This is a genomic window from Maricaulis maris (genome assembly GCF_036322705.1).
GTDB lineage: Bacteria > Pseudomonadota > Alphaproteobacteria > Caulobacterales > Maricaulaceae > Maricaulis > Maricaulis maris_B.
Genome location: NZ_AP027270.1, coordinates 469524 through 494688 on the forward strand (window position 1 = coordinate 469524; position 25165 = coordinate 494688).

Consider the following 25165-nt stretch of genomic DNA (forward strand, 5'->3'; position numbering starts at 1 on the left):
TTGAAACCCTTGAGCTGAAGAACCCGATACGGCGAACTCCCGGCAAGGGGTTCAAGGCTGGGACCGCGCCGTGCGCGCCTGTCCCGAAACCCGAACGTCTCCACACCATTTTTCCCGGACGCGCGGCAGCGCGATCCGGGACCCACGGGAGACTCATCGCTCGCCGGCCAGGCCGGTTGGTCCCGGCTCTGCGCCCCGCTGTTGCGGGGCTTCGGCCGGGAAAAATGGTTTTCGGTGTCGGGATGTGAGCGTGGTGGGACGGTGAAAGCTGGCATCACGAACTTCCGGCGAGCGGTTTAAGGTGCAGCTCGCCCCGCGCGCGCCTCTTCCGAAACCAGTCCCCATTCATTTTTCCCGGACGCGCGTCCGCGCGATCCGGGACCCACGGGAGACTCATCGCTCGCCGGCCAGGCCGGTCGGTCCCGGCTCTGCGCCCCGCTTTCGCGGGGCTCCAGCCGGGAAAAATGGTTTTCGGCGTCGGGGTGTGAGCATGGCGGGACGGTGAGAAAAGACGGGAAGGTCGCCCCCTAAATCACCGCCTCACCCGCGGGCTCGCGCATGTTGTAGCTCGATGCCATGACGCGGCCATAGGCGCCGCCATTGCCGATCAGGATGACATCGCCCTCCTGGGTTTCCGGCATCAGGCGCTGGGCGCCGAGGCGGTCGGCGGTTTCGCAGATCGGGCCGACAATGTCGGCGACATAGGCCGCCGGCTCGTCGAGCCGTGTCAGGTTCACGATCTCGTGGCGGGCGCCGTAGAGCGCCGGGCGGATCAGCGAGTTCATGCCGGTATTGATGCCGACAAAGCGCGCATCCGGCGTGTGCTTGAGCTGGGTCACCCGGGCCAGCAGCACCCCCGATTCCGCCGAGATATAGCGGCCCGGCTCGATCCAGAGCTGGTAATCCGGGTGCGCCGTCTTGAGGTCGGTGAGGACCTGGTCGAGCGCGGCCATGTCGATCCGGCGTACGCCGGAGGCCTCGTCGACCGACAGACCGCCGCCCAGATCGAGGATTTTCACGTCCGGCATGTCGCGGGCGGTCTCGACCAGGAAAAGGCCGACGCGACGCCAGTGGTCCGGGTCGGAAATGCCCGAGCCGGAGTGCACGTGCAGACCGTTGATGATGGCCCCGGCATCAGCGGCCAGCTTGCGGGCTTCGACCAGCTCGTCGGCATGCAGGCCGAACTTGGCTTCCGGCCCGGCCGTGCGGACATGCTTGTGATGGCCTTCCGGGCGCTGCGGATTGATCCGCAGCGTGATCTTGCGGCCCTTGAAGATCTCCGGCCAGGCGCGCAGCGGGTGCAGACCGTCGAGCGTGACATGCACACCCATCTCGAGGGCTTCGGCGTATTCAGCCTTGGGTGCGAAATTCGGGGTGAAGACGATGCGGTCGGCATCCAGTCCCGGCACAGCCTTGCGGGCGGCATGGACCTCATTGATCGAGACGCATTCGACGCCGAGCCCGGCTTCGACCGCGGTACGGATCATGTCGGGATGGCCATTCGCCTTCATCGCATACCAGCCGCGATCGAGATCCTTCAGGCCGGCGACCGCCAGGGCCCGCTCGCGGACGGTGGCGAGGTCATAGACATACAAGGCCCCATCGACCGGGCAGAGATCGAGCAGGGCCTGGCGCTTGGCGCGCCACCAGGTGCCGGTACCGACGGGGGTGGTCCCGGTGAGGTTCTCGCCGATCTCGCGCCAGGACGGGCCGAAAGTCTTGTCCAGCGGGCGCGGCTGGATCAGCTGGTCATGCAGGCGGCGACAGAGCGGCTTGCCCTGGTCGCCATCGACGACGACGGTGAGGTTGAGGTCATTGGCAGCCTGGGAGACCAGGCGCACCGGATAGTGGGCGAAGGCCTCCATCGCCGGGCCGAACTGGGCCAGCAGGGCGCGCACGCCGCGTCCGACCAGGCTGACCGCGGCACAATTCTCGATGATCTCGACACGCGCAATCTTGCCAAGATCATCCTCCAGCGCCGCGAGCACGTCGGGCGTCAGGCCGGGATCATCGTCCAGCGAGACCGTGACCGAGGTCTCCGAAGTCGAGACCAGGTCGATCGACACGCCATGGCGGGAAAAGGGTTCAAAGGCCGTCGCCAGGAAGCCCGAGGCGCGCCACATGCCGTCGGTCTCCAGCGTGATCAGGCGCACGCCCTGTTTGACCGAGACCGCTTTCAGCCGCGGCGCATCTTCCGACGGCGTCTCCGAGATCGTGGTGCCCGACATGTCCGGGCGATGGGTACACAAGACCTGCATCTCGATCCCGGCCTTGCGTACCGGGCTGATGGCGCGGGGATGCAGCACGCCGGCGCCCATCGAGGCCAGCTCCTGGGCTTCGGCATAGGCGAGGGAGCGGATCTGCCGGGCAGCGCCGGTCAGCCGTGGATCGGCCGAGAAAAAGCCGGGCACATCGGTCCAGATCTCGATCCGCTCGGCGGCCAGCTTGGCGGCGAAATAGCTCGCCGAGGTATCGGATCCGCCGCGACCGAGCAGGGCCGTGTCGCCATCCTCGCGCCGGGCAATGAAGCCCTGGGTCACGACAGCGCCGGCCAGACCGGCGCACTGATCGCGCAGACGGTCATCCCGATCATGGGCACAATCTACCGCCAGATAGCCGCGCGCGCCTGAAGCGGGCAGGGCGGCGAGATGGTCGCGGGCGTCGAGCCAGGCCGAGGCGACCCCCGTCGAGGCCAGCCAGGCCTGGCCAAGCCGGGTCGCCATCAGTTCGCCCTGGGCCATGATCCGCGCTTTCAGGCGCGGGCTGGCATCGCCGGTCAGGGCGAGGCCGGCGCGCAGCCGGGTGAGGGCGTCGAAATGCGGCGCCAGCAGGGCCTCGCCGTCGACACCCAGCTCCTCGGCCAGCGCCAGATGACGCGCCTTGATGGTCTCGAGTTCAGCTTCGCCTTCGCCGGAAACCGCCTTGGAAACAAGCGTGTCGAGGAGATCGGAGATGGTCGCGATGGCCGAGTGCACGACGAAGGCGCGCTTGCCCTCGGCCTGCACGGCTTCGATGCGTTTGGAGATCACACGCCAATCAGCCAGCGATTTAACGCTGGTGCCGCCAAATTTCAGGACGACCCAATTTTGCGCATGTTCCATGTCCAACTCTCCAATTCCCTGCCCCTGTGGGGCAAGGCGCGTGCATATCTGCTTGCAGTCGGATCGCCAATCCCCTGCAAGACTTGTCATGGAGTTTTGGCAGTCTGCAGACGCGGGGCGCGGGTTTGCCCTTTATCCGCGACGCAAATTCAGGCATGAGAGCGGCGATGAAAAAAGACTATAAGGTCGCAAAGACACCCGCTGAAGCGGTGGAGCAACTCGAAGCGCTCTACCAGACGTCCGTTGAACGCCTCCAGATCGCGTTGAAATCCTTCCTCGATGGCGGACCGCCGCCATCCGACGAGGAACGCAAGTCGGGGGCGTTTGTCTATCCCGAACTGCGCGTGACCTATTTGCCGGACGGCCCGCCGCCGCCGGTCAGCCGCGCCTTCGGCAAGTTCACCGATACCGGCTTCTACGCCTCCACCATCACCAATCCGGCCCTGTTCGCCGATTACCTGATCGAACAGCTCACCCTGCTGCTCGACCAGTATGAGATCACTATCGAGACCGGGCCGTCGGACACCGAGATCCCCTTCTCCTACGTGCTGGACGGGGCGGATGACCTGGACATGGATGCGGCCTCGCCGGCCGAGCTGGTCCGTCACTTCCCCTATGCTGACCTGTCCAAGGTCAATGATGACCTGCCCAACGGGCTCAAGGTTAGCCAGCAGGAAGCGGTCAAGCCGCTCTCCCTGTTCGAGGCGCCGCGGGTCGATTATTCGCTGCAGCGCCTGCGCCACTACACCGGCACGCCGTATGAGGACACGCAGCAATTCATCCTCTTCACCAACTACCACCGCTATGTTGACGCTTTCACGGCCTGGGCCATCCGCCAGCTGAAGGAAGACAATCACTACGAGGCTTTCTCGGCGGCGGGCAATGTCCGCGTCGATGCCTCGACGCCGAACGCTCATGCCGTTGTCGAGGGCGCGCCGTGGCGCCGCTTCCAGATGCCGGCCTATCACCTGATCGCCCCGGGCGGTCGCGGCATCACCCTGGTCAATATCGGCGTCGGCCCATCCAATGCGAAGACGATCACCGACCACCTCGCCGTGCTGCGCCCGCAGTGCTGGCTGATGATCGGCCATTGCGGCGGCCTGCGCCACTCGCAGCGCCTCGGCGACTACGTGCTGGCCCACGCCTATCTGCGCTATGACGCTGTGCTCGACGAGGATTTGCCGCTGGAAGTCCCCATCCCGCCGATCGCGGAAATCCAGATCGCCCTGGAGCAGGGCGTCGCCTCGGTCTCCGGTGATAGCGGCGAGACGCTGAAATCCCGCCTGCGCACCGGCACGGTCGCCACCTATGCCGACCGCAACTGGGAACTGCGCTACGCCGCACAGGCCAAGCGCATCAACCAGTCACGCGCCATCGCGGTGGACATGGAATCGGCGACCATCGCCGCCAATGGCCTGCGGCTGCGGGTGCCGTACGGGACCCTGCTGTGTGTCTCCGACAAGCCGCTGCATGGCGAGCTGAAACTGCCCGGCGCGGCCAATCTCTTCTACCAGCGCTCGGTGTCCGAACACCTCGCCGCCGGGATCGAGACCATCGAGATCCTCAAGCGCGATGAGGGGGCAGCCCTGCACTCGCGCAAGCTGAGAAGCTTCGACGAGCCGCCGTTCAGGTAAGGAAGCCGCCTCCGACGTCACCCTCCACCGCTTCGCGGTTCCCCTCCCCATGAAATGGGGAGGAAAGGTGGGGCTGGCTTTTGGCGCTAATCCGAGCGCTAGGTGTCGTTTCTCAAGACGTTGTTCAGCAGGTCGTTGAGCCTATTGGCTGGCGATTGCTTGGCGAGAGCATAGTGCGGTCTGGCGGTGTTGTACCAGTCGAGATAGCGCTGGAGATCGAGATTTCGGCTGTCCGATGAGCGGTAAGGGATGGCATAAGCCCATTCTCTGAGCAGGGTCTGGATAAAGCGCTCGGCCTTGCCGTTGGTGCGCGGGGTGTAAGGCCGGGTACGGATGTGGCGGATCTTGAGCCAGCCCAGCACCTTTGCGAACAGGCGCGAGACGTAGGGGCTGCCATTGTCTGTCATGATGCGTTCGACGATGATGCCGCGCGCCTTGAACCAGCGCAGCGCCCGGACCATGAAGCCGGTCGTGGTGGCGCGTTTCTCGTCGGGCAGGACCTCGACATAGGCCAGCCGGGTCGCGTCATCGATGGCGACGTGGACACACTCCCAGCCGGCACCGCGATTGCGGTTGCCCTTGCGCTGTCCGGTGACGCGATGACCCGGTTTTTCGAAGCGTCCCAGCTTCTTGATGTCCAGATGGATGAGCTCGCCAGGCCTTTCGCGCTGATAGCGGATTACCGGCGCACGCGGTGTCAACGCGCCCAGCCGGCCCAGGCCGAGCCGCTTGAGCCAACGGGCCACGGTCGAGCGCGCCAGCCGCAGCCGCTCGGCGATCTCGGACGCCGTCATGCGGTAATCCCGGCGCAGCTGCGCGGCCGCCTCAACCCACCAGTTATCGTAAGCCCCGGCAGGCCGGGCGGGCGCGCTTGCGCCATCTTCAAGCGCCGCGCACCCGCCCTCGCGGTGACGCGAAATCCACTTGTAGACGGTGCGGACGGAGATGCCCAAAGAGGCGGCAATCACCTCAACACTCTCGCCCGACAGTCGGCGTTCGACAATCAGGGCTCGCGAAAACGGTGTGGTTCTGGCATTTCTATGGCTGTTCATCGGGGGCGATCCTCCTGCTGATTGTGTCGCAACAACCAGTCTCAAGGACTCAATCCCGATGAACAACCTTATGAGAGTTCACAGCTAGGGCGCACACCTGACCTCAAGAACCGGAGACGGCCCGCTGGCTGACAAGCGATTTAAGGACGCCTCTGCGCCGGGCGCAGTACGAGCACGCAGCGTCCTTCCGGTTGTTGTCACACCGCAAGTCTGCGTAGTCTTGCCTGAAACAACACCGGACCTGCCCATGTCGACCACCAAGACACCCTCCCTGCCATCCTGGTTCGGCCGCGCCGTTGTCGAGGCGGCGCTCATCGTGTTTGCGGTGGTGCTCGGTTTCATTGTGAATGAATGGCGCGAGGGGGTGGCCGACAGGCATGCCGCCAATGCGGCGATGGTGCGCGTGGTCGCCGAAATCGAGGGCAATATCGAGCAGCTGGAGTCCGTGGTCGATTATCACGAGGCCGTGGTGCAACGGATTGATGAGCGGCTGGCCGAGATCGCGCTGGCGCCGGAGACCGGCCGGGGCGTTCTGTTTGACGCGTTTCCGGTGATCCTGCCGCGCGGGGTCAACGCGCCCGGCCTGAGCCGCTTTGCCTGGGACCATGCCCAGCAGCATGGCAAGCTGGATGTCCTGCCCTATGAGCAGGTCGCCGGCATTGCCCGGGTCTATGCCCTGCAGGACAGTGGTGTCGAGGCGACCTGGCGGCAGATTGTCGAGCTGATTTTCGCGGGTCCCCAGGTGATGCGCGAGCAGGAGCTGGAAGCCAGCCTGCGCTTCACCCGCATCGGTTTCGTCGAACTGGCCGCCCAGGAACGCTTCCTGATCGAGCGATCCGGCAGGCTGCTGGACGACTTGCGCGCGCAGATCGACAATTAGGTCCTCCTCGCCGCAAGCCTGCTCGAACGGGCCGCAAAGCGGTGTCTCAACGGCAAAAACGCGGTTCCGGACTTGCCGGATACGGAGTGAGTGCGTACCTCCGTGGCATGACCCGTATTACTCCGCTCGCAGGCGTTCATAATTTCCGGCACTTCCATGGCTATGACGGCCTCGATGGCGCGCGGGTGAAAGAGGGGCTGTATCGCTCCGGTCATTTCAGCCGCGCCAGCGAGGAAGACTGGAGCCATATCGGCGGGCTGGGTATCCAGGTCGTGGCCGATCTGCGCAAGCCGCGCGAGCGAAGCAATGAGCCGTCGAACTGGCCCGAGCCGATCGCGCCGCGTGTGCTGGCGTCCGACAAGGGCGATAGCGGCGAGCCGCCGCATCTGCGCTTTCTGCGCACCGGGGTGCATACCGCCGAGGGTGTCCGCGACTACATGCTGTCGGCCTATCGACGCATTCCGATGGAAGCGGGCAATCAGGATGTCTATCGGGACGCCTACCGGGCGCTCGCCACGGGCGAGGCCGAGACCGGCTTTCTCGTCCATTGCGCCGCCGGCAAGGACCGGACCGGCATCTTTTGCGCCCTGATCCTCGACGAGCTGGGTGTCGATCTCGATACCGTCATCGCCGACTATGAGATGACCAATGAGGCGGTCGATTTCGACGCGCTCATTCCGCGTATCCGCGAACGTGTCATGGCCGAGCATGGCCAGGCGATGGAGCCGTCGATGATGCGCATCTTCCTCGGGGTGGATGGTGATTATCTGCGCCAGGCCTTCGAGACGATGGGCGGGGTGAACCATTATGTCCGAGAGCATCTGGGGATTACCGAGGACGAGCGGGCGGCCTTGCGGGCGCGCTGGCTGATCGGCTAGCCCGACCCCGTCATGGCTCCGACATCCCACGCACACGAAATCGGCCTCGCCTGGCGTGATCCGCTCGCCGTGTTCGAGCCTTGGGCCGGAACACCGAACGCACTTCTCCTGCATGATGGTCGCCAGGGCCGGGCCCGGATCTTCGTGTCGCCGGATGCGGTTATGACCGGCGCCGACCGGGTGAGCTTTGATGCGCTGGCCGCATCGGCGCGGGCGGGGGGCGGCGTCTGGGCCGGCCTGTTCGGCTATGACCTTGCGGCCGCCTTCGAGCGCCTGCCCCATCTTGATCCGCGCTGGCCACCGCTGGCCCTGGCCCGCTATCCGGCCTGGGCCGAGTTTGACCGCGACGCCGCAACGCTGCGGGTGCGCGGCCAGTCCGCCGATGCCGTCGCAGCGCTGGCCAAGGCGATCGAGGCATCGCCGCCGGAGCTTTCCGCCCCGGTCGAGGTGCGTGCCGCTGACTGGTCGGCCCGCTGGGATCGCGACACCTATCTCGCGGCCGCGGGCCGCGCGCGCGACTATGTCCATGCCGGCGATGTCTTCCAGGTCAATCTTTCACAGGCTTTCGATGTCCGGCTCGGAGCCGCGGATACGCCGTGGCAGGTTTTCCGTCGTCTTTGCGAAGGCTCGCCAGCCCCGCACGCCGCCTATCTCTGCCTCGATCCCGATCACATCGTGCTGACCAATTCGCCGGAGCGCTTCCTGCGGGTGGCGGCGGGGCGGGTCGAGGCGCGGCCGATCAAGGGCACCCGGCGCCGTGCTGCCGATCCGGTCGAGGACGCGGCGCTCGCTGCCGAGCTGTCTGCCAGCGCCAAGGACCGGGCCGAGAACCTGATGATCGTCGATCTCATGCGCAATGACCTGTCGCGGGTCTGCCGGCCCGGCTCGGTCAGTGTGCCGGTGCTGTGCGAGATCGAGAGCTATGCCAATGTCCACCATCTGGTCTCGGTGGTGGAGGGGGAGCTGTCGGGCGGGCAGGATGTCTTCGACCTGCTCGCGGCCAGCTTTCCGCCCGGCTCGATCACCGGCGCCCCGAAAGTACGGGCGATGGAGATCATTGCCGAACTCGAGGGCGAGCCGCGCGGTGCCTATTGTGGTGCTCTGGGCTGGATCGACATGGCGCGCGGCGATATGGACCTGAACGTCATGATCCGCACGGCGGCGCTGCGTCGCGATGAGGGCCGCGCCTGGCGCGCCAGCCTGCGATCGGGCGGCGGGATTGTCGCCGACAGCGAACCGGTGGCGGAGTATGAGGAAACCCTGACCAAGGTCTCGGCCTTGCGCCGGGCGCTGGGGGCGGCAGATCAATGACCAACGGTATCGCTTTCAAGGATGGCGCCTGGGTCGAGACCGGCCGGACCGGCTGGGCGCTCGGGGATCGCGGCGGTCTCCTCGGCGATGGCCTGTTCGAGACCATGCATGCGATCAAGGGCAAGGTCGCGCGCTTCGACCGCCACATGACGCGACTGGGACGCAGCGCGACGGAACTGGGCCTGCCGGGACCGCGCGAGGCCGAGGGCATTGCCGAGATCATCGGCGAGCTGGTCGCGCGCAATGCGCTGAAGGACGCCATTGTGCGCCTGACGCTGACCGCCGGTCCCGGGCCGCGCGGCCTCGATCGGCCGGACGAGATGGTGCCGTCACTCACCCTGACAGCTGCGCCGCGCGCGAAGCCGCCAGCGTCAGTCAGTCTGGCGCTCAGTGAAATCCGGCGCTCACCGGCCAGTCTCGCGGCGCGCCACAAGACGCTCTCCTACATTGATAACGTGCAGGCCCGTCGGCAGGCGCGCGGGCAGGGGTCAGACATGGCGCTGCTGACCGATACCCGCGGCCACCTGTCCGGCTGTGACAGTGCCAACCTGTTCTGGCTGCGCGGCGGCGAGGTGTATACGCCTGCAACCGCGTGCGGCGTGCTTGCCGGGACGGTTCGGGCCGAGATCCTCGACTCGATGCCGGTTGAGGTCGGCGCCTATCCGGTGGAGATGCTGGAGGAGGCCGAAGCCGTCTTTGTGACCAATGCCGCGTTCGGCGCTGTCCCCGTGACGACGCTCGACGGCCGGCCGCTGGGAACGGGTGAATTGCCGGCCCGGATCCAGGCCCTGTTCAGCTAGCCTGGTCCGGCTAGCTTCGTGTCACCACGATGGAACGCCGCGGGCGCAGGTAGAAGACTTCCGAGATATTGAACTGGTTGACGCCGAGCTCGCCGAACATGGTGTCGTACTGGTAGTCGACCTCGACCATGATCACCGAGCGATTGCGTTCGAGCACACCGCTGGGCATGGAAATCGAGCTGCCTTCGGTATGGGGTGCCATGCCCGAGGCGTCCGACCATTGGACTTCGATCGAGCCATCACCGGCCATCAGCACCGAGGTGATGCGGATTTCCAGCGGTGTGGGGTCGAAGGGCGCCACAATGACGGCGCCGGCATTGAGAATATCGGCAATCTCGTCATCGGTGATGATGTCGTCCTGTGCAACAAGGTCGGCCAGGGCGCTGGAGATGCTGGTGATCTTGCGGTCGATCGACAGGGCCAGGCTGATCTCGACCGAGCCGAGATAGAGCAGGATCATGAAGGGCGCGATCAGCGCGAACTCCAGTGCGGCGAGGCCGCGTCGGTCATCGCGCAGGCGCCGGAGGGTCTGAAACAGCGACTTAATCATCGAAGGGCTCGTTGCGGAACACCGTCGCCGCCGTGATCAGGCGCTGGTTGTTCTCCATGTTGGAGAGGGCGCCGCCGAAATTCGGGGTCATCAGGGACCAGCGATAGAAGACACGGACCAGCACGATGTCGCCGGCATCACCGGGCGCCCAGCCAAAGCCGTCTGTATTGACCGAGCCATCGCCCTGGATCGGGCTGGTCTGGTCGACCGTGTCGAAATCCTCGAACACCTGGACGTCGATTTCCAGATTGTCGCAATCGGCGACGGCGGCGATGAGGTCGCAGACTTCCTGGCGGAAGCCGGCCTGGGTCATGCCGCCGGCCTGGGCTTCGCCGGTGCGGATCTTGCGGGCCGCCTCAAGCACGGCGTTTTCCAGAACGGTTCCGGTAAAGAAGACAGCCGCGATCTCGATCATCGCAAAGAGCAACAGGAAGAACGGCGCCGCGATCATCGCGAACTCGACGGCCGTTGCGCCCGAGCGGTCGCGCCCGAAGCGGAAAATCCGGCTATGGGTTCGGGACCTGGTCTTGGCAGCGGGTGCGGCGGTCATGATGGGAACCTCGTGGCGAGATCCGGCTTCGGGCCGGCTCTGCCTTGCCTCCTGTTACTGCGGGCTGTCGCCGGCCATCGCGGCATCGGCCGTCGTCAGGCGGGCATTTTGCTGCTCGGTCAGAACATCCGTGCGGGCGGCGTCGCCACCGACGCGCGGGACTTCATCGCAGACAGCACCGCAGGAATAGGTCGACTGGTTCGGGCCGCGGAAGAGGGCAACCTGGCCCTCGACCGGATTGGAGACGACGATATCGCGCTCATAGATCACCCGGCCAATACGATCGAGGGCGATCACATTGGTGCGGCCCTGCAGGCGGCCGGTCACGATCAGGGTGCGGCCGTCATGGACCATGGCGTCGGCGATCGACGGATTGCCGACGACGATGGCGGAGGCTTCGGCCGGCAGGCGGACGACCTCGGCGTGCTCGACCGGGATTGCAAGGTCGTGGGCCGCGACGGGGGCGACGCAGACAATCGCCAGGGTGAAGGCTGTGGCAATCCGGTTGAACATGGCAGGGGCTCCGAGCCGCTTCAGGAAACTGGAGGCCATCCTCGCGCGCGCGTCTGAATCTTTTCTAAACGCAACTGAGAATATTTGAGTTCTGAATTCGCCAAGCTTGTTATTCAAGTGTTAACTATAGCGGAGGTTCCCGCATTTATATATTTTGTTAAGCACGAATTTTTACTTCGCCGAAATCCTTCTCGTGTTTATTGATCATCATTCAGGAGGGGTCGGGACGGATCGGCTCCTGATGGTTGGGAAAATTCACGGGAGTAACCAAAATGAAAATGATTTCTCGCTTCTTCAAAGACGAATCTGGCGCCACCGCAATCGAGTACGGCCTCATCGCCGCCCTCATCGCCGTTGTGATCATCGGCGCAGTGACGACCCTCGGTACGGGCGTCACCGACAACTTCAACACGGTTGCCGGCGCGATGTAAGCGTCCGTCACACGTGACCAAGACAAGCGGGGTCGCTCCTTCCGGAGCGGCCCCGTTTCGTTTTGCCAACTGCTCATTAAGTTTCGCCGGTCACTGTGCCGACTGACGACGAAACGGGGGCACGCATGGTGTTGCAGATCACGATCCTGGTCCTGGCCGGCCTGATGCTGGCGGCCGCGATCTTTGATGCCGGCAAATTCATCATTCCGAACTGGCTGTGCGGGCTGGTCCTGCTGACCTTTCCGGTCGCCGCGCTGGCGGCCGGGCTCGGCTGGCCGGAGGTCGGCAATCATCTGCTCGGCGGTGCGGTCGCCCTGGTGATCGGCTTTGCCCTGTTTGCACCGGGCTGGATTGGCGGCGGGGATGCCAAGCTGTTCGCGGCCGCGGCGCTGTGGTTCGGCTGGCCTGAAATCCTCGCCTTTCTTATCCATACCGTGTTCGCCGGAGGGGCGTTGGTGATCATCCTGCTGGTCCTGCGCTGGCTGGCCCCGCGCATCCCGGCCCTGGCCGGACGAACCGATGGCACTGCCCTGGCCAATAATGCACCGGTTCCGTATGGAATTGCGATCGCGGCAGGGGTTTTCTGGAGCCTGCCCAACACGGTTTTCTGGAGCGCGTTTTAGACGCATTTGCTCCATGTTTTAGCGGTGTTTTAGAGGTGTTTTAGCGGCTCTGAGAAAAGCGGACCTTAGACCGCATTCTCCCTATAGCATTAACGCGACTTTGAGGAATTCAGGGTCTCCTGTCACGCGTATCCGTGTGCCTGAGAGGTTCGAGACGCCTGATGAACGCCGTCCGCATCGCCATTTTGCTCGCCGCCGGCCTTGCCGCCGTCGCCGTGGCCTTTTTTGTCCGCCAGGCCACGTCCAGCAACGAAATTGCGCAGGTCGTCCAGGTCGAGGAAGCGCCGTCTGTACGCATTCTGGCCGCGCGCCGCGACGTCGCGATCGGCGAGCGAATCAGTGCCGCCGACTTCTACTGGCAGGCCTGGCCCGATGAGGCCCTCGCGCCCGGCTATATTATCGAGAACCGCGGCCAGACGATTGCCGACTTTGCCGGCTCCGTTGTTCGCGCCCCGATCAGCCAGGGTGAGCCGATCACCGGTCGCCGTCTGGTCCAGCCCGGTGATGCCGGTTTCATGGCCGCCGTGCTGACGCCCGGCATGCGCGCTGTCGCGGTTCCGATTTCCGCGGAAACCGGGGCCGGCGGCTTCATCCTCCCCAATGACCGCGTCGATGTCATCGTCTCCTTTGAAGAGGAGTCGGAAGGGCGCCGCGGATCGAGCCGAGCCTTCGTGGCCCGGACCATCGTCGAGAACGCCCGCGTGCTGGCGATCGACCAATCCTTTTCCAGTGACGAAGATGACGAGGTTGCGGTCGGCGAGACGGCAACGCTCGAGCTGACCCCGGACCAGGCCCGTGCGGTCTCGGTCGCGGTCGCCCGTGGCGAGATCGCGCTGGTTCTGCGCAGCCTGACCGACAATACCGGCGAGCCGGTTCTGGTGTCAGGCGGAGAGCTGCCGGAAGCGCCCTCGCAAAGCTTTGACGAGCGGCGCTCCAGCTCTGTCACCCTGATCCGATATGGCCGCGCCCAGCAAGTCGCGCTGGGTGGGGACGAATGAGGACCATGATGATGATCCGAACCCTCATGCTGCTGGCCAGCCTGGCCGTTGCCGCCCCCGTCGCCGCCCAGCCGGCTGACACCGAACGCGGCAATACGATGCAGGTCTATATCCGTGAGCCGGGCAATGGCCCGGTCTCCGAGAGCCTCGACCTGCCCTTGTCGAAAGCCGCCGTGGTGCACTTGCCGGTCGATGTTGCCGATGTCCTGGTGACCAACCCGTCGGTCGTGGAAGCCATCGTGCGCACGCCGCGCCGCGCCTACATCATGGGCATGGGGATCGGTCAGACCAATGCCTTCTTCTTCGACGCCAACGGCCAGCTGATCCTGGACCTCAACCTGCGTGTCGAGCGCGATCTGTCGCCGCTGCAGGAATCGATCACCCGCTTCCTGCCAAACGCACGGATCGAGGTTGAGGCGATGAATGATCACATCGTGCTGTCGGGCCGCGCGCCAAGCGCCGCCGATGCCGATGCCGCCCTGCGCATCGCCCAGCGCTGGGTCGATAATCCGGACCACATCCTGTCGATGATCACGGTTGAAGCCCGCGAGCAGGTCATGCTGCGTGTCCGCATCGTCGAGATGCAGCGCACCATCGTGCGCCAGCTCGGCGTCAACCTGTCGACGGCCGGCACGACCGGCGAGTTCGGCTTCGGTGTCTCGACCAATCCCGACTTCTCCCGCGTCGGCCGCTTCCTCGGCGGCACCAGTGCCACGCTGGACTGGATCAGCGGCAATACCGGCGGCGTCGAAAATGTCAGCGCCATGCTGCAGGCGATGGAGCGCGTCGGCCTGGTCCGTACGCTGGCCGAACCGAACCTGACCGCGATCACGGGCGAGAGTGCAAACTTCCTTGCCGGCGGCGAGTTCCCGGTCCCGGTCGGTCGCGATCGCGATGGCAATATCATCATTGAATACAAGCCTTTCGGTGTCGGCCTCGGCTTCACGCCGGTGGTCCTGTCGGAAGGCCGCATCTCGTTGCGCATCTCCACCGAGGTCTCGGAGCTGACGAGCCAGGGCTCGCTCACCTTCCAGTCCAATAATGTGACGGATGACAATGGCAATATCATCGGCACGGTGCCGGGCCTGACCATTCCGGCCCTGAATGTGAACCGCGCCGAGACCACTGTGGAACTGCCCTCTGGCGGCAGCCTTGTCCTGGCCGGTCTGATCCAGGAAGAGACGCGCCAGAATCTCGATGGCGTTCCCGGTGTCCAGAATCTGCCTGTCCTGGGCTCTCTGTTCCGCTCGCGGGACTATGAAAACCAGGAAACCGAGCTGGTCGTGTTGGTGACGCCTTACCTGGTCGATCCGACGAACCCGAACCAGATGCAGACGCCTGCGGACGGATTCCGCGATGCCAGCGAGGCCTCCGCCCTGCTCTTTGGCCGCATCAATCGCGCCTATTCGGTCCCCGGATCGGATACGGGCGATCGCGGCTGGAGCGGACCGGTCGGTTTCCTGTTCGAGTAGTGGAGTTGGTGATGGTGGCGTACAAAAAAACAATCGGTGCCCTGATCGGTCTGGCCGGACTTGTGTCGCTCGGCGCGTGTGCGTCGACGCCGACCGGACTTGGCGTGCCGCAGGCCAGCGCGGTCGCGGAAACCTATCGTGCCGCCTTCGCTGTCGATCCGCGCGACAATGGTCTGACCTCGGCCCAGCAAAGCCTGCTGGCCTCGGTGGCCTCCGAGTACAAGGCGCGCGGTCATGGTCCGCTGGTGATCAGCTACCCGCAAGGCGCCGCCAATGAGGACGCCGCGATCGGCGCGATCGCCGAGGCGCGCTCCTATTTCTATGACCAGGGCATTGACTGGCGCCTGATCGCCGGCGGCGCTTATGACGCCCGGGGCCAGCAGGCGGGTGACCTGATCTTTTCCTTTACGCGCTATGCCGCCCAGGCGCCCGCCGAGTGCGATGGCAGCTGGGATGATCTCGCGGTCGAGTTCGACAATCAGCATCACAGCAATTTCGGTTGCGCCATGGCTGTGAACCTTGCCGCCATGATCGCCGATCCGCGCGATCTGATCGCGCCGCGTGACATGGAGCCCGGTGATACCGGCCGTCGCCAGACGGTGCTCGACGGCTATCGCGCCGGTGAATCAACCGCCAGCGAGCGCAGCGACTACGAGAGTGGCGCGGTGTCTCGCGTCGGCAATGGCAATTAGGGAGGGCTGATCATGACGGATGGCAATCGCGCACTGAAGCAAGACCCTTTCCTCGACGGGGATGATCCGTTCCTGGACGCGGCCGATGTCGAACGCCTGCTGCTGGGCGAAGCGACCCGCGAGGACATGAACCATACGGCCGCGGCCCGCCCTGCAGCGCCCGATTTTGATGATGATTTCGGCGACGCGGATCCTTTCCTCGCCGAGACCGACCTGGCACCGGCCCCGCAACCGGCCGAGCGCGTGGTCGATCCGATCTTCGAGGATCTGCAGGATGAAGTCGCCGGTCTGTCGGTCGGCGAAACGCTCTACGGTGAAGTCGGCAATGAGGTCTCGGACCAGCCGATCCCGCGGATCTCGATCGGGGCTTTCTGCGAGCGCCCGGAGACTGGCGCGCTGATCCACAATGCGGCCAATGACCGCCGCCTCGCCAAGGCCCATGTGACGGTCGAGCTGGGCGGCCTGCCGGCTGCCATCGAGCGCTATCACGACGAAACGACGCCGAACCTGCTGATCATCGAGAGCGGGATGCGCGGTCGCGGCCTGTTCGATCAGCTCGAGGAGCTGGCCGGCGTCTGTGACCCGGACACCAAGGTCATCATCGTCGGTGCCTCCAATGATATCGGTCTCTACCGGGAACTGATGAAGCGCGGGGTCAGCGAATACCTCGTGCCGCCGATGACGCCGATGCACGTCATCCGCACCATTTCCGAGCTCTTCCTCGATCCCGAACAGCCTTTCGCGGGCAAGACCATCGCCTTTATAGGCGCCAAGGGCGGTGTCGGCTCGTCGACCGTCGCCCATAATTGCGCCTGGGCGATGACGGAAGGCCTGCAGTCCGACGCCGTTCTGGTCGATCTCGACCTGTCCTTCGGCACCGCGGGTCTCGATTTCAACCAGGACCCGGCGCAGACGCTCGGTGACGCTCTGGCCGAACCGGACCGTCTCGACGACGCCTTGCTGGACCGTCTCCTCGTTCGTTGTACTGACCGCCTGAGCCTGTTCTCGGCACCGGCCACGCTCGACAAGGAATGGGATTTCAATCCACAGGCCTATGAGATGGTGCTCGAAAAGGTTCGCCGCCAGGCGCCCTTCGTGGCCCTCGACCTGCCGCATCTGTGGATGCCCTGGGTCAAGCAGACGCTGCTGGCAGCCGATCAGGTTGTCGTCACCGTGGCGCCCGACCTGGCCTCATTGCGGAACGCCAAGAATCTTTTCGACCTCGTGGCGGGCGCCCGTCCCAATGACGAGCCGCCGCGTGTGGTCATCAACATGGCTGGCATGCCCAAGCGGCCGGAAATCCCGATCAAGGATTTCGCCGACGCCCTGGGGACGCCGCCGACGCTGGTGCTGCCCTTCGAGCCGCAATTGTTCGGCAAGGCTGCCAATAACGGCCAGATGATCACCGAGCTCGATCCAAAGTCGAAAGCCGCAGACGGCTTCTCGCACCTCGCAAGCCTCGTCTCCGGCCGGACACCGGTGGCGATGCCGAAACGTTCCTTCATCGCGAAACTATTCGGAGGCTAGACAGCCCATGTTCGGCAAGCGCGCCGGAGGACCGACACCCACAACTGCCCCGATGACGCCGCCCGCTGCGGCGCCAAAGGCGGAGGCGCGCCCGGATCCGGCCTCCCGCCGCGAGGCCCTGTCAGCGCCGGCATCGCGGCCTGCCGCCAAGCAGGCCGCCGCTGCAGCCGCGCCGAAGCCTGTCGCGAAGCCCGCGCCGGGTGCCTATACCGGGCCCAAGGCCGCCAAGCGGACCGTGCGCGCGGCCGAGCCCAACGGGCGCTCGGAAGAGTACTATGCGATCAAGACGACCATCTTCAACGCCCTGATCGACACCATCGACCTGGGCCAGCTGGCGCGTCTGGACAACGAGACCGCGGCCGAGGAAATCCGCGACATCGTGACCGAGATCATCTCGATCAAGAATGTTGCCATGTCGATCGCCGAGCAGGAACAGCTGCTCCAGGACATCTGTAATGATGTGCTCGGTTTTGGCCCGCTCGAGCCGCTTCTGGCCCGCGATGACATCGCCGATATCATGGTCAACGGGGCCGACAAGGTCTTCATCGAGGTCAATGGCAAGCTCGAGGAAACCAATATCCGCTTCCGCGACAATGCCCAGCTGATGAATATCTGTCAGCGGATCGTCAGCCAGGTCGGGCGTCGGGTCGATGAAAGTTCGCCGATCTGTGACGCCCGCCTGATGGACGGTTCCCGCGTCAACGTCATCGCGCCGCCGCTGTCGCTGGATGGCCCGACGCTGACCATCCGGAAATTCAAGAAGGACAAGCTGCAGATGCAGAACCTGGTGGAGTTCAACTCCATCACGCCGGAAGGCGCCAAGGTCCTGTCGATCATCGGCGCGTCCCGCTGCAACGTCCTGATCTCGGGCGGTACCGGTTCCGGCAAGACCACGCTGCTCAACTGCATGACCGGTTTCATCGAGGAAGACGAGCGCGTCGTGACCTGCGAGGACGCCGCCGAGCTGCAGCTGCAGCAACCGCATGTGGTGCGGCTCGAGACCCGGCCGCCGAACCTGGAAGGGTCCGGTCAGATCACCATGCGTGACCTGGTCAAGAACTGCCTGCGCATGCGTCCCGAGCGGATCATCGTGGGTGAGGTGCGTGGCCCGGAGGCCTTCGACCTGCTGCAGGCCATGAATACCGGTCACGACGGCTCGATGGGCACCTTGCATGCCAACTCACCGCGCGAAGCCATGTCGCGGATCGAGTCGATGATCACCATGGGCGGCTATAATCTGCCGGCCCGGACCATTCGCGAGATGATTGTCGGCTCGATCGACGTCATCATCCAGGCGGCCCGCCTGCGCGACGGCTCCCGCAAAATCACCCACATTACCGAAGTGATCGGCATGGAAGGCGATGTGATCGTCACGCAGGATCTCTTCCTGTACGAGATCAAGGGCGAGGACGAGCACGGCAATATCATCGGCCAGCATGCCTCGACCGGAATTGCGCGTCCCAAATTCTGGGACCGGGCCCGCTATTTTGGTCTGGAACGTGAGCTCGCCAACGCCCTCGACGCGTCGGAGGCCTGACGCGATGAACGGTGATCTGGCCTTCATTCTCGCTGCCGCGGCCGCCTTCATGGCGGTCGGGGGAGTTGGCTGGGTTGCGGTCGGTGCGGCCGGCGATGCGCAGTCCAAGAAGCGCATCAACCGCGCCGTCGGCCCGGGCAGCTTGCAGCGCGGCCGCCGGCACACATCAGCGCTCGATCAGGCCGCCCAGCGCAAACGGCAGGTCCAGGAATCGCTCAAGGATCTCGAGCAGCGTCAGCGCGACCGGCACAAGAAGTCACTCAGTATCAAGGCCCGCATCCAGCAGGCCGGCATGTCCTTTACGCCGGCCGTGTTCTGGATGGTGTCGGCCGGCATGGCCGTCGGGGGCCTCCTGATCGCCTTCATCACCGGCCAGAACCTCTATGTTACCGCCGCAATCGGTGTGATCTCCGGGCTTGGACTGCCGCGCTGGTGGCTCGGCTTTCTGCGCGGGCGACGCCAGAAACAGTTCTCGGCCGAGTTCGCCAACGCGCTCGACGTCATTACCCGCGGCGTCAAATCCGGCCTTCCGCTCAATGAGTGTCTGAAAATCCTCGCCCATGAGAGCCCGGAGCCGGTTCGGACCGAGTTCGAGAAGCTGGTCGAGGGCATTGCCGTTGGCGTCGCCCTTCCCGATGGCCTCGATCGCATGTGCGAGCGCATGCCGCTGCCGGAGCTGAACTTCTTCCGGACGGTTCTGATCATCCAGCAGAAGACCGGTGGCAATCTGGCGGAAACGCTCGGCAATCTCTCCACCGTGCTGCGCTCGCGCAAGATGATGCGCGAAAAGATCGGGGCGCTGTCCTCGGAGGCCAAGTCCTCGGCCGCCATCATCGGCTCTCTGCCGCCCGGCGTGCTCGGCATCGTCTATGCGACAACCCCGTCCTACATGGGCCAGATGTTCACCGATCCGACCGGCCAGCTCATGCTGCTCGGTGGCGTCACCTGGATGTTCATCGGCATCATGGTCATGCGCGGCATGATCAACTTCAAGATCTGAGGCGGGCATGTTCGGCATTGGCTTCACCGATATACGCGATTTCCTGACCGACCCGGCGTCCCTGATTGCCCTGCTGGCGGCCGCTCTGGTCTTCGCGACGATCGTGACGCTGTCGGCTCCCGCGATGAGCACCGACCGGCTCGACAAGCGGATCAAGTCGGTCAACAACCGCCGCGAGGAAATGCGCCGCAAGAACCGCGAGGCCCTGGAGGCCAATGCGCGGGGCGGGAAGGGATCGATCCGTGGCGCCGAGGCCAAGGGGCTGGTCCACACCGTCGTCGATGCGCTCAACCTGCAAAAGGCCTTCGAAGACCCGGCATTGCAGGAAAAGCTCGCCCAGGCCGGGATGCGGGGCAGCCGGCCGGCGGTCACCTTCTATTTCTTCCGCCTGCTCTCGCCCTTCATCCTGTTCGGCATGGCCCTGTTCTATGTCTTCATGATCAATGATTTCGGCCTGCCGCAGGTCACCCGCGTGTGTTTCTCCTTCGGGCTCGGCCTGCTGGGCTATTACGCGCCGAACCTCTACCTTTCCAATCTCGCTGCGAAGCGCCAGCAGTCGATCATGGGTGCCTTCCCGGATGCGCTGGACCTGTTGTTGATCTGTGTCGAAAGCGGCATGTCGATCGAGGCGGCCTTCCACAAGGTGTCCAGCGAGGTTGGTTCGCAGTCCATTGAACTGGCTGAAGAATTGTCGCTCACCACCGCCGAGCTCTCCTATCTGCAGGAGCGGCGGGCGGCCTATGAGAACCTCGCCAAACGGACCAACCACCCCGGCGTCAAGGCGGTGGTGACCTCGCTCATCCAGGCGGAGCGTTATGGTACACCGCTGGGACAGGCGCTGCGCGTCATGGCGAAGGAAAACCGCGACATGCGACTGGCGGCAGCCGAGAAGAAGGCGGCGTCCCTGCCGGCCAAGCTGACCGTGCCGATGATTGTGTTCTTCCTGCCGGTCTTGTTCGTGGTCATCCTCGGCCCGGCCATCATCCGCATCAATAGCATGTGACGAATCCGTTCTGGCGCGCTACTTGAATAGCCAGGTGGATGTTGAACAGGTGGACACAGCCCATGTTTTCCGGGCGCAAGACAGCCGAAAAGCTCCGCGAGGAAATCCGCAGCGCCGATGCCGCTGTGGGTGAGGCGATGAGCGCGCTGGCTGCCAGTGATATCGACGCCGCCCGCAAGGCGCTGTCGCACGCGCCGAAAACCCATTTCGTCGACATGGGATGGAAGGTCGCGCTGGCCGCCGCGATGATCGAGTTGAAGGCGGGCAAGCGCAAGCCGGGCCTGCAAAAGCTGATCGCCGTCTGTTCACGCCTCGAAGACACCTCGCTGTCCCGGGATGACAAGAATTATCTCCACCTGTACGCTCTCTATCGCGGCAGTGAAGCCAGCAAGGATGGTCGTGCGCCGGTCGAGCTGCGCGAGCTGGTCGAGGATTTCCGCTTCGATCACACGCTGGTGACGCCGTTGCTGCGCAAGGATTTCCCGCTCAAGGTGGTTGATGACATCGAGGTCGCGCCGCCACCGCCGCCACCGCCTCCGCCGCCGCCGCCGGTTCCCAGCGAACCGGGCTGATATTTTCCCCTCACGCTGGCGCTCGTACTTGCGCTAAAATGATGACGAGCGAGGCGACGATGCCGGTCTGCGGGATCACACAATGAAGATAACACGCGCGGCTGCGCTGTACTGGGGAACCGTTCTGCTTTGCGGATACGGGGCGTTCACCTATGGCCGCTGGGCTGTTCTCGAACTCCTGGTGCGAACCCGCACCTGGCCCTCTGAGTGGTTCAGTTTTGACGCCTATGGTTATGTGGCCAGCATGTCGGTCGCGCAGGAAGTGGTTTTCTGGATCGCGGTGATTCTCGCGGTGGCGGCGCTGGTCATGTTGTTGCGGCGTTCGAAATGGTCCGCCTTCGCTTATGGCGGGTTCTTCATGGTGTCGCTGGTCGACTGGCTGATGCTGGTCGGCAACCCGTTCATCGGCATGGGCATGAACGGCTATCTGGGGGTGACCGTCAATGTCATCGCCCTGTCGGCCGTGGTCATGATCACCGTGCTGGGTGTTCTCGGGACGCCCCCGCCCCGCCGGTCCTAGTTCTCGCGAACGGCATCATACCGCCGCCGCGATGTCAGCATGGCGCGGATATAGGCCATATTGGCCTCCGCCATCTGCGGCGAGACATCGACGCGGGCCAGTTCCTCGGCTTCGGCGAAGCGGCCCTGCAGGGCAATCACCAGGGCCAGATTCTGGCGCACGGTGGCGTCGGCACCGGGACGGACCATGGCTTCGCGCAGCATGCGCTCGGCTGTGTCCGGTTCGCCCATCGTCACATAGGACATGGCGAGGTTCGACAGGATCGAGGGTTGCCCCGGCGACAGGGTCAGGGCGTCGCGAAAGGCGCCGCGCGCGGCTTCGCTCTGACCGGCCTGTTCGAGGGCGATGCCGAGGGCATTCATGATCTGCCAGTTCGTGGCGTCGATCTGGCTGGCCCGGCGCAGTGATTCGACACCGGCTGCCCCGCGACCGGCGGCAGCAAGGGCGGTGCCGTGGGCCAGCAGGAGATCGGCATTGTCGGGGTAGAGCGCGAGCGTCTGCCGGGCGACTTCGCTGGCGCGCTGGTAATTGCCAAGCTGGCGAAGGGTGCGAGAAAGTTCCAGCGCCGCTTCAAGGTCGGACGGGTTGAGCTCGTGCGCTTCGGCCCAGAACGCCGCCTGGGTCAGCACATCCTGGCTGCGCACGGCCTGGCGCTCGCTGGCCGAGGCCGGCACGATGCTGTTGGCGTTCATCGAGTCGATGACGGCCTGTTCCTGTTCGGTCGGCGCGGTGGTCGCGCAGGACGCGAGAAGGAGCGCGCTGATCGGAGCGAGAGCGAAGACATTACGCATGGTATGAACCGGGCCACTGTTAAGCATGACTTGAATCTGGGCTGTGCCGGTCAAGAATGCGTTAATCCGCCCGATCCCTTCGGGTCCATGAAAGGAAGTGCCATGACCGCCCTGATCCAGACCGCTCCCAATGCCCGCATGCTGCGCCTCGTCGGCGAGGCCGACGCGGCTGCGGTGATCGCCGATCTGCCCGCTGATCAGCGCGGCCTCGGGGCCGGTTTCAAGGGTAAGCCGGGGCAAATCGTGCTGCTGCCCGACGGCGGTGAGGCGTCGGCCCTGTTGGGCATCGGCAGCGGCAAGGACGCTTTCGTCCTCGGCGCGGCGCCGTTGACCCTGCCGGAAGGCGACTGGCAGATCGAGGCGCTGCCCGCGGCGATGGATGCGACCCTCGCCACGACCGCCTGGGGACTGGGGAGCTACAGCTTCACCACCTACAAGCCGGCGCCGCGCGAGGCCGCCCGCCTGGTCGCGCCGGAAGGTGCCGACCTTGAGGAAGCCCGCTCGATTGTCCGCGCGGTCCATCTGACCCGTGACCTCGTCAATACGCCGGCTGACCGGATGGGGCCGGAAGGGCTCGAGGCTGCCTTCCGCGCTCTGGCCGAGACGTTTGGCGCGACCGTCCGGGTCACCCGCGGCGATGATCTGCTGGCCCAGAACTACCCGATGATCCACGCGGTCGGCCGGGCCGCCGGCGAAGCGCCGCGCCTGCTCGAACTGGAATGGGGCGAGGCGGACCATCCGCGTGTGGCGATTGTCGGCAAGGGCGTCTGTTTCGACTCTGGCGGTCTCGACATCAAGGCCGCTCAATTCATGCGTCTGATGAAGAAGGACATGGGCGGTGCGGCGAATGCCATGGGGCTGGCCCGTATGATCATGGCCGGCAAGCTGCCGGTCCGTCTGCACCTGCTGGTCCCGGCGGTCGAGAACGCGATCGGCGCCGACGCTTTCCGGCCCGGCGACATCCTCGACTCCCGCAAGGGCCTCACGGTCGAGATCGACAATACCGATGCCGAGGGCCGACTGGTGCTGGGTGACGCGCTGGCGCGGGCGACCGAGGAGCCGTGCGATCTCCTGCTCGATTTCGCGACCCTGACCGGGGCAGCCCGTGTCGCCCTTGGACCTGAAGTCGCGCCTTTCTATACCGATGATGATGGCGTCGCCGAAGCCTTGGCCAAGTGTGCGGGGGCTGTGTCCGACCCGGTCTGGCGGATGCCACTCTGGGACGGCTATGAAAGCGAAATGGACGGCGAGATCTCGGATCTGGTGAACAGCGCCGCCACACCGATGGCCGGCTCGATCACTGCGGCCCTCTTCCTGCGCCGCTTTGTCGGTGATGCGCGCTGGGTCCATTTCGACATTTTCGCGTGGAACCCCAAGCCGCGCCCCGGTCGCCCGAAAGGCGGCGACATGCACGCCGCGCGCGCCGTTTACCAAATGCTCAAGGAGCGATTCCAGAATAAGGGCTGATCAACCCGATCAGGCCGCCCCTGGAGTTTCGTCATGCCGTCACAGGCGATGACATCGCTTGAGATGATGCGTCGCGTGTCCGCGGACGCTGTCCGCGGGGCTGCGGCCGATCTGACCGCGCGGCAATTCGCCTTGCTGCTCGCCATTTTCATGAAGCCGGGACCGCATGCGATCCGGGATCTCGCGCGTCAGCTCGACCTGCCCAAGCCGGCCGTCACCCGGGCGCTTGACGTGCTCGAACGCCAGGGTTTTGTGCGGCGCAAGCGCGATCGCGCGGACGGGCGCGATGTTTCGGTGCATCGCACTGTAAAGGGAGCGGTTTTCCTGTACGATTATGGCGAAGCCGTCGCTCATCGTGCCGAGGAAACGCGTTCATGTCCCAGCTGGATCCCCGTCTTACGCCAGCCCGCCCCGATCTCGCCGCCACTGAATTGAAGGGCCGCGTCGAGGCGGAGCGCTATGTCGATCCGGTTGACTATCAGGTCGTCATTCCGGCGGCGCCGATCCGCAAATCCGCCGACGCCCATGCGGCAATGGACGATCAGCTCCTCGCCGGTGAAGTCTTTGCCGTGCTGGAGACGGTGGATGGCTGGGCCTGGGGCTTCTCGCGCGCCGACGGCTATGTCGGCTGGGTCGATCTCGCCGGCCTGTCTGCCGAAATCCATCCGGTCGACCGCCAGGTCAGCGTGTTGCGCACCTATGCCTTCAGCGAACCGAGCATCAAGACCGCGCCCAACCATTTGCTCAGCCTCAATGCCCGCTTCCGGGCCGGCCGTCGCGACGGGCGCTTTGTCGAGGCTGTCGGGCTGGGCTGGGTGATCGAGGCCCATACGGCGCCGATTGGCGAGACCGCCGGAGATTTCGTGGCGGTGGCCGAGGCCTTCCTCGGCGCGCCCTATCTGTGGGGCGGCAAGGAGAGCCTCGGGCTGGACTGCTCCGGGCTTGTGCAAATGGCGCTGCAGGCTGCCGGTCAGATCATGCCGCGGGATGCGGACCAGCAGGAGGCTGCGCTGGCGGCGGCCTGGTCAGATGTCACGGGAGTTTCCGAGCGTCAGCGCGGCGATATCGTGTTCTGGCCCGGCCATGTCGGCATCATGACCGATAGCGAGCATCTGTTGCACGCCAATGCCAGCACCATGGATGTTACGCTGGAGCCCTTTGTCGAAGCCGAGGCCCGGATCCGGGCGGCTGAAAATCCTGTCCGGGCGATCTACCGACCGGTTTGAGTATCGGCCGGGTGGTCGCCGCGAGGTCAGGGTCGGC

Annotated in this window: 25 protein-coding genes; 19 read left to right on the top strand and 6 right to left on the bottom strand. The window is 65.0% G+C overall.

Annotation, left to right across the window (positions count from 1 at the left end):
• Window positions 1-527: 527 nt before the first annotated feature.
• Window positions 528-3101 carry a bifunctional aspartate kinase/diaminopimelate decarboxylase gene (locus tag AAA969_RS02000; protein WP_338243070.1) on the bottom strand — a complete coding sequence of 858 codons (2574 nt, stop codon included), beginning with the start codon at window positions 3099-3101 and terminating at the stop codon, window positions 528-530.
• Between the two features lie 167 nt (window positions 3102-3268).
• Between AAA969_RS02000 and AAA969_RS02005 the strand changes: the two genes are divergently transcribed.
• Window positions 3269-4735 (top strand): AMP nucleosidase, encoded by a 1467-nt coding sequence (locus tag AAA969_RS02005; RefSeq protein ID WP_338243073.1) that lies wholly within the window; start codon window positions 3269-3271, stop codon window positions 4733-4735.
• 98 nt (window positions 4736-4833) lie between these two features.
• Here the strand turns inward: AAA969_RS02005 and AAA969_RS02010 are convergent, their stop codons facing one another.
• Complete coding sequence (locus tag AAA969_RS02010; protein ID WP_338243076.1) at window positions 4834-5787, bottom strand: IS481 family transposase; 954 nt, start codon at window positions 5785-5787, stop codon at window positions 4834-4836.
• A 247-nt stretch (window positions 5788-6034) separates the two neighbouring features.
• Here AAA969_RS02010 and AAA969_RS02015 point away from each other — a divergent pair, with 247 nt between their 5' ends.
• The 4 genes from AAA969_RS02015 (at window position 6035) to AAA969_RS02030 (ending at window position 9656) form a co-directional block, all read left to right on the top strand.
• Window positions 6035-6667, top strand: coding sequence for a hypothetical protein (locus AAA969_RS02015; RefSeq protein ID WP_338243078.1), 633 nt, complete (start codon window positions 6035-6037; stop codon window positions 6665-6667).
• 107 nt (window positions 6668-6774) lie between these two features.
• Window positions 6775-7545, top strand: a complete 771-nt coding sequence (locus AAA969_RS02020; protein WP_338243080.1) for a tyrosine-protein phosphatase — start codon at window positions 6775-6777, stop codon at window positions 7543-7545.
• 12 nt (window positions 7546-7557) lie between these two features.
• Window positions 7558-8856, top strand: a complete 1299-nt coding sequence (pabB, locus tag AAA969_RS02025; protein ID WP_338243082.1) for an aminodeoxychorismate synthase component I — start codon at window positions 7558-7560, stop codon at window positions 8854-8856.
• Window positions 8853-9656, top strand: a complete 804-nt coding sequence (locus tag AAA969_RS02030) for an aminotransferase class IV (RefSeq protein ID WP_338243084.1) — start codon at window positions 8853-8855, stop codon at window positions 9654-9656. The genes pabB and AAA969_RS02030 overlap by 4 nt, the downstream gene beginning before the upstream one ends.
• 10 nt (window positions 9657-9666) lie before the next feature.
• Here the strand turns inward: AAA969_RS02030 and AAA969_RS02035 are convergent, their stop codons facing one another.
• Genes AAA969_RS02035 through AAA969_RS02045 form a run of 3 tightly spaced genes read right to left on the bottom strand, consistent with a single transcriptional unit; the run spans window position 9667 to window position 11269 of the window.
• Entirely contained in the window at window positions 9667-10206 is a 540-nt protein-coding gene (locus AAA969_RS02035; RefSeq protein WP_338243086.1) for a TadE/TadG family type IV pilus assembly protein, read from the bottom strand.
• Complete coding sequence (locus AAA969_RS02040; protein ID WP_338243087.1) at window positions 10199-10756, bottom strand: TadE/TadG family type IV pilus assembly protein; 558 nt, start codon at window positions 10754-10756, stop codon at window positions 10199-10201. The genes AAA969_RS02035 and AAA969_RS02040 overlap by 8 nt, the downstream gene beginning before the upstream one ends.
• Window positions 10757-10810: 54 nt before the next feature.
• Entirely contained in the window at window positions 10811-11269 is a 459-nt protein-coding gene (locus tag AAA969_RS02045; protein ID WP_338243089.1) for a pilus assembly protein N-terminal domain-containing protein, read from the bottom strand.
• A gap of 272 nt (window positions 11270-11541) precedes the next feature.
• Here AAA969_RS02045 and AAA969_RS02050 point away from each other — a divergent pair, with 272 nt between their 5' ends.
• The 11 genes from AAA969_RS02050 (at window position 11542) to AAA969_RS02100 (ending at window position 21644) form a co-directional block, all read left to right on the top strand.
• Window positions 11542-11700: a Flp family type IVb pilin gene (locus AAA969_RS02050; protein WP_338243091.1), complete on the top strand. Its 159-nt coding sequence runs from the start codon at window positions 11542-11544 to the stop codon at window positions 11698-11700.
• Between the two features lie 125 nt (window positions 11701-11825).
• Window positions 11826-12323 (top strand): A24 family peptidase, encoded by a 498-nt coding sequence (locus AAA969_RS02055; RefSeq protein WP_338243093.1) that lies wholly within the window; start codon window positions 11826-11828, stop codon window positions 12321-12323.
• A 161-nt stretch (window positions 12324-12484) separates the two neighbouring features.
• Entirely contained in the window at window positions 12485-13321 is an 837-nt protein-coding gene (cpaB, locus tag AAA969_RS02060) for a Flp pilus assembly protein CpaB (protein WP_338243095.1), read from the top strand.
• Between the two features lie 11 nt (window positions 13322-13332).
• Window positions 13333-14793: a type II and III secretion system protein family protein gene (locus AAA969_RS02065; RefSeq protein ID WP_338243097.1), complete on the top strand. Its 1461-nt coding sequence runs from the start codon at window positions 13333-13335 to the stop codon at window positions 14791-14793.
• An 11-nt stretch (window positions 14794-14804) separates the two neighbouring features.
• Window positions 14805-15485, top strand: coding sequence for a CpaD family pilus assembly protein (locus tag AAA969_RS02070; RefSeq protein WP_338243099.1), 681 nt, complete (start codon window positions 14805-14807; stop codon window positions 15483-15485).
• Window positions 15486-15497: 12 nt separating this feature from the next.
• Window positions 15498-17012, top strand: a complete 1515-nt coding sequence (locus tag AAA969_RS02075; protein ID WP_338243101.1) for an AAA family ATPase — start codon at window positions 15498-15500, stop codon at window positions 17010-17012.
• A 7-nt stretch (window positions 17013-17019) separates the two neighbouring features.
• Window positions 17020-18549, top strand: coding sequence for a CpaF family protein (locus tag AAA969_RS02080; protein WP_338243103.1), 1530 nt, complete (start codon window positions 17020-17022; stop codon window positions 18547-18549).
• Window positions 18550-18553: 4 nt separating this feature from the next.
• Entirely contained in the window at window positions 18554-19549 is a 996-nt protein-coding gene (locus AAA969_RS02085; protein ID WP_338243105.1) for a type II secretion system F family protein, read from the top strand.
• Between the two features lie 7 nt (window positions 19550-19556).
• Window positions 19557-20552: a type II secretion system F family protein gene (locus tag AAA969_RS02090; RefSeq protein ID WP_338243107.1), complete on the top strand. Its 996-nt coding sequence runs from the start codon at window positions 19557-19559 to the stop codon at window positions 20550-20552.
• A 62-nt stretch (window positions 20553-20614) separates the two neighbouring features.
• Entirely contained in the window at window positions 20615-21124 is a 510-nt protein-coding gene (locus tag AAA969_RS02095) for a hypothetical protein (protein WP_338243109.1), read from the top strand.
• An 82-nt stretch (window positions 21125-21206) separates the two neighbouring features.
• The gene (locus AAA969_RS02100; protein ID WP_338243111.1) at window positions 21207-21644 is read left to right on the top strand and encodes a hypothetical protein; all 438 of its coding nucleotides are present in this window, start codon (window positions 21207-21209) and stop codon (window positions 21642-21644) included.
• Here the strand turns inward: AAA969_RS02100 and AAA969_RS02105 are convergent.
• Window positions 21641-22435: a tetratricopeptide repeat protein gene (locus AAA969_RS02105; RefSeq protein WP_338243113.1), complete on the bottom strand. Its 795-nt coding sequence runs from the start codon at window positions 22433-22435 to the stop codon at window positions 21641-21643. The genes AAA969_RS02100 and AAA969_RS02105 overlap by 4 nt on opposite strands.
• Window positions 22436-22537: 102 nt before the next feature.
• On the opposite strand from AAA969_RS02105, the gene AAA969_RS02110 reads away from it, so the two are divergent.
• The 3 genes from AAA969_RS02110 to AAA969_RS02120 are packed head-to-tail and all read left to right on the top strand — an operon-like array spanning window position 22538 to window position 25128.
• Complete coding sequence (locus AAA969_RS02110) at window positions 22538-23902, top strand: leucyl aminopeptidase family protein (RefSeq protein ID WP_338243115.1); 1365 nt, start codon at window positions 22538-22540, stop codon at window positions 23900-23902.
• A gap of 33 nt (window positions 23903-23935) precedes the next feature.
• A complete protein-coding gene (locus AAA969_RS02115; RefSeq protein ID WP_338243117.1) occupies window positions 23936-24337 on the top strand; it encodes a MarR family transcriptional regulator in 402 nt (133 codons plus the stop codon).
• A complete protein-coding gene (locus tag AAA969_RS02120; RefSeq protein WP_338243120.1) occupies window positions 24277-25128 on the top strand; it encodes a C40 family peptidase in 852 nt (283 codons plus the stop codon). Before AAA969_RS02115 ends, AAA969_RS02120 begins: the two co-directional genes overlap by 61 nt.
• Window positions 25129-25165: the final 37 nt, after the last annotated feature.

Coding starts and splice junctions, on each gene's coding strand:
- AAA969_RS02000 (WP_338243070.1), bottom strand. CDS start 3,101: ATGGAACATGCGCAAAATTGGGTCGTCCTGAAATTTGGCGGCACCAGC.
- AAA969_RS02005 (WP_338243073.1), top strand. CDS start 3,269: ATGAAAAAAGACTATAAGGTCGCAAAGACACCCGCTGAAGCGGTGGAG.
- AAA969_RS02010 (WP_338243076.1), bottom strand. CDS start 5,787: ATGAACAGCCATAGAAATGCCAGAACCACACCGTTTTCGCGAGCCCTG.
- AAA969_RS02015 (WP_338243078.1), top strand. CDS start 6,035: ATGTCGACCACCAAGACACCCTCCCTGCCATCCTGGTTCGGCCGCGCC.
- AAA969_RS02020 (WP_338243080.1), top strand. CDS start 6,775: ATGACCCGTATTACTCCGCTCGCAGGCGTTCATAATTTCCGGCACTTC.
- pabB (WP_338243082.1), top strand. CDS start 7,558: ATGGCTCCGACATCCCACGCACACGAAATCGGCCTCGCCTGGCGTGAT.
- AAA969_RS02030 (WP_338243084.1), top strand. CDS start 8,853: ATGACCAACGGTATCGCTTTCAAGGATGGCGCCTGGGTCGAGACCGGC.
- AAA969_RS02035 (WP_338243086.1), bottom strand. CDS start 10,206: ATGATTAAGTCGCTGTTTCAGACCCTCCGGCGCCTGCGCGATGACCGA.
- AAA969_RS02040 (WP_338243087.1), bottom strand. CDS start 10,756: ATGACCGCCGCACCCGCTGCCAAGACCAGGTCCCGAACCCATAGCCGG.
- AAA969_RS02045 (WP_338243089.1), bottom strand. CDS start 11,269: ATGTTCAACCGGATTGCCACAGCCTTCACCCTGGCGATTGTCTGCGTC.
- AAA969_RS02050 (WP_338243091.1), top strand. CDS start 11,542: ATGAAAATGATTTCTCGCTTCTTCAAAGACGAATCTGGCGCCACCGCA.
- AAA969_RS02055 (WP_338243093.1), top strand. CDS start 11,826: ATGGTGTTGCAGATCACGATCCTGGTCCTGGCCGGCCTGATGCTGGCG.
- cpaB (WP_338243095.1), top strand. CDS start 12,485: ATGAACGCCGTCCGCATCGCCATTTTGCTCGCCGCCGGCCTTGCCGCC.
- AAA969_RS02065 (WP_338243097.1), top strand. CDS start 13,333: ATGATCCGAACCCTCATGCTGCTGGCCAGCCTGGCCGTTGCCGCCCCC.
- AAA969_RS02070 (WP_338243099.1), top strand. CDS start 14,805: ATGGTGGCGTACAAAAAAACAATCGGTGCCCTGATCGGTCTGGCCGGA.
- AAA969_RS02075 (WP_338243101.1), top strand. CDS start 15,498: ATGACGGATGGCAATCGCGCACTGAAGCAAGACCCTTTCCTCGACGGG.
- AAA969_RS02080 (WP_338243103.1), top strand. CDS start 17,020: ATGTTCGGCAAGCGCGCCGGAGGACCGACACCCACAACTGCCCCGATG.
- AAA969_RS02085 (WP_338243105.1), top strand. CDS start 18,554: ATGAACGGTGATCTGGCCTTCATTCTCGCTGCCGCGGCCGCCTTCATG.
- AAA969_RS02090 (WP_338243107.1), top strand. CDS start 19,557: ATGTTCGGCATTGGCTTCACCGATATACGCGATTTCCTGACCGACCCG.
- AAA969_RS02095 (WP_338243109.1), top strand. CDS start 20,615: ATGTTTTCCGGGCGCAAGACAGCCGAAAAGCTCCGCGAGGAAATCCGC.
- AAA969_RS02100 (WP_338243111.1), top strand. CDS start 21,207: ATGAAGATAACACGCGCGGCTGCGCTGTACTGGGGAACCGTTCTGCTT.
- AAA969_RS02105 (WP_338243113.1), bottom strand. CDS start 22,435: ATGCGTAATGTCTTCGCTCTCGCTCCGATCAGCGCGCTCCTTCTCGCG.
- AAA969_RS02110 (WP_338243115.1), top strand. CDS start 22,538: ATGACCGCCCTGATCCAGACCGCTCCCAATGCCCGCATGCTGCGCCTC.
- AAA969_RS02115 (WP_338243117.1), top strand. CDS start 23,936: ATGCCGTCACAGGCGATGACATCGCTTGAGATGATGCGTCGCGTGTCC.
- AAA969_RS02120 (WP_338243120.1), top strand. CDS start 24,277: ATGTCCCAGCTGGATCCCCGTCTTACGCCAGCCCGCCCCGATCTCGCC.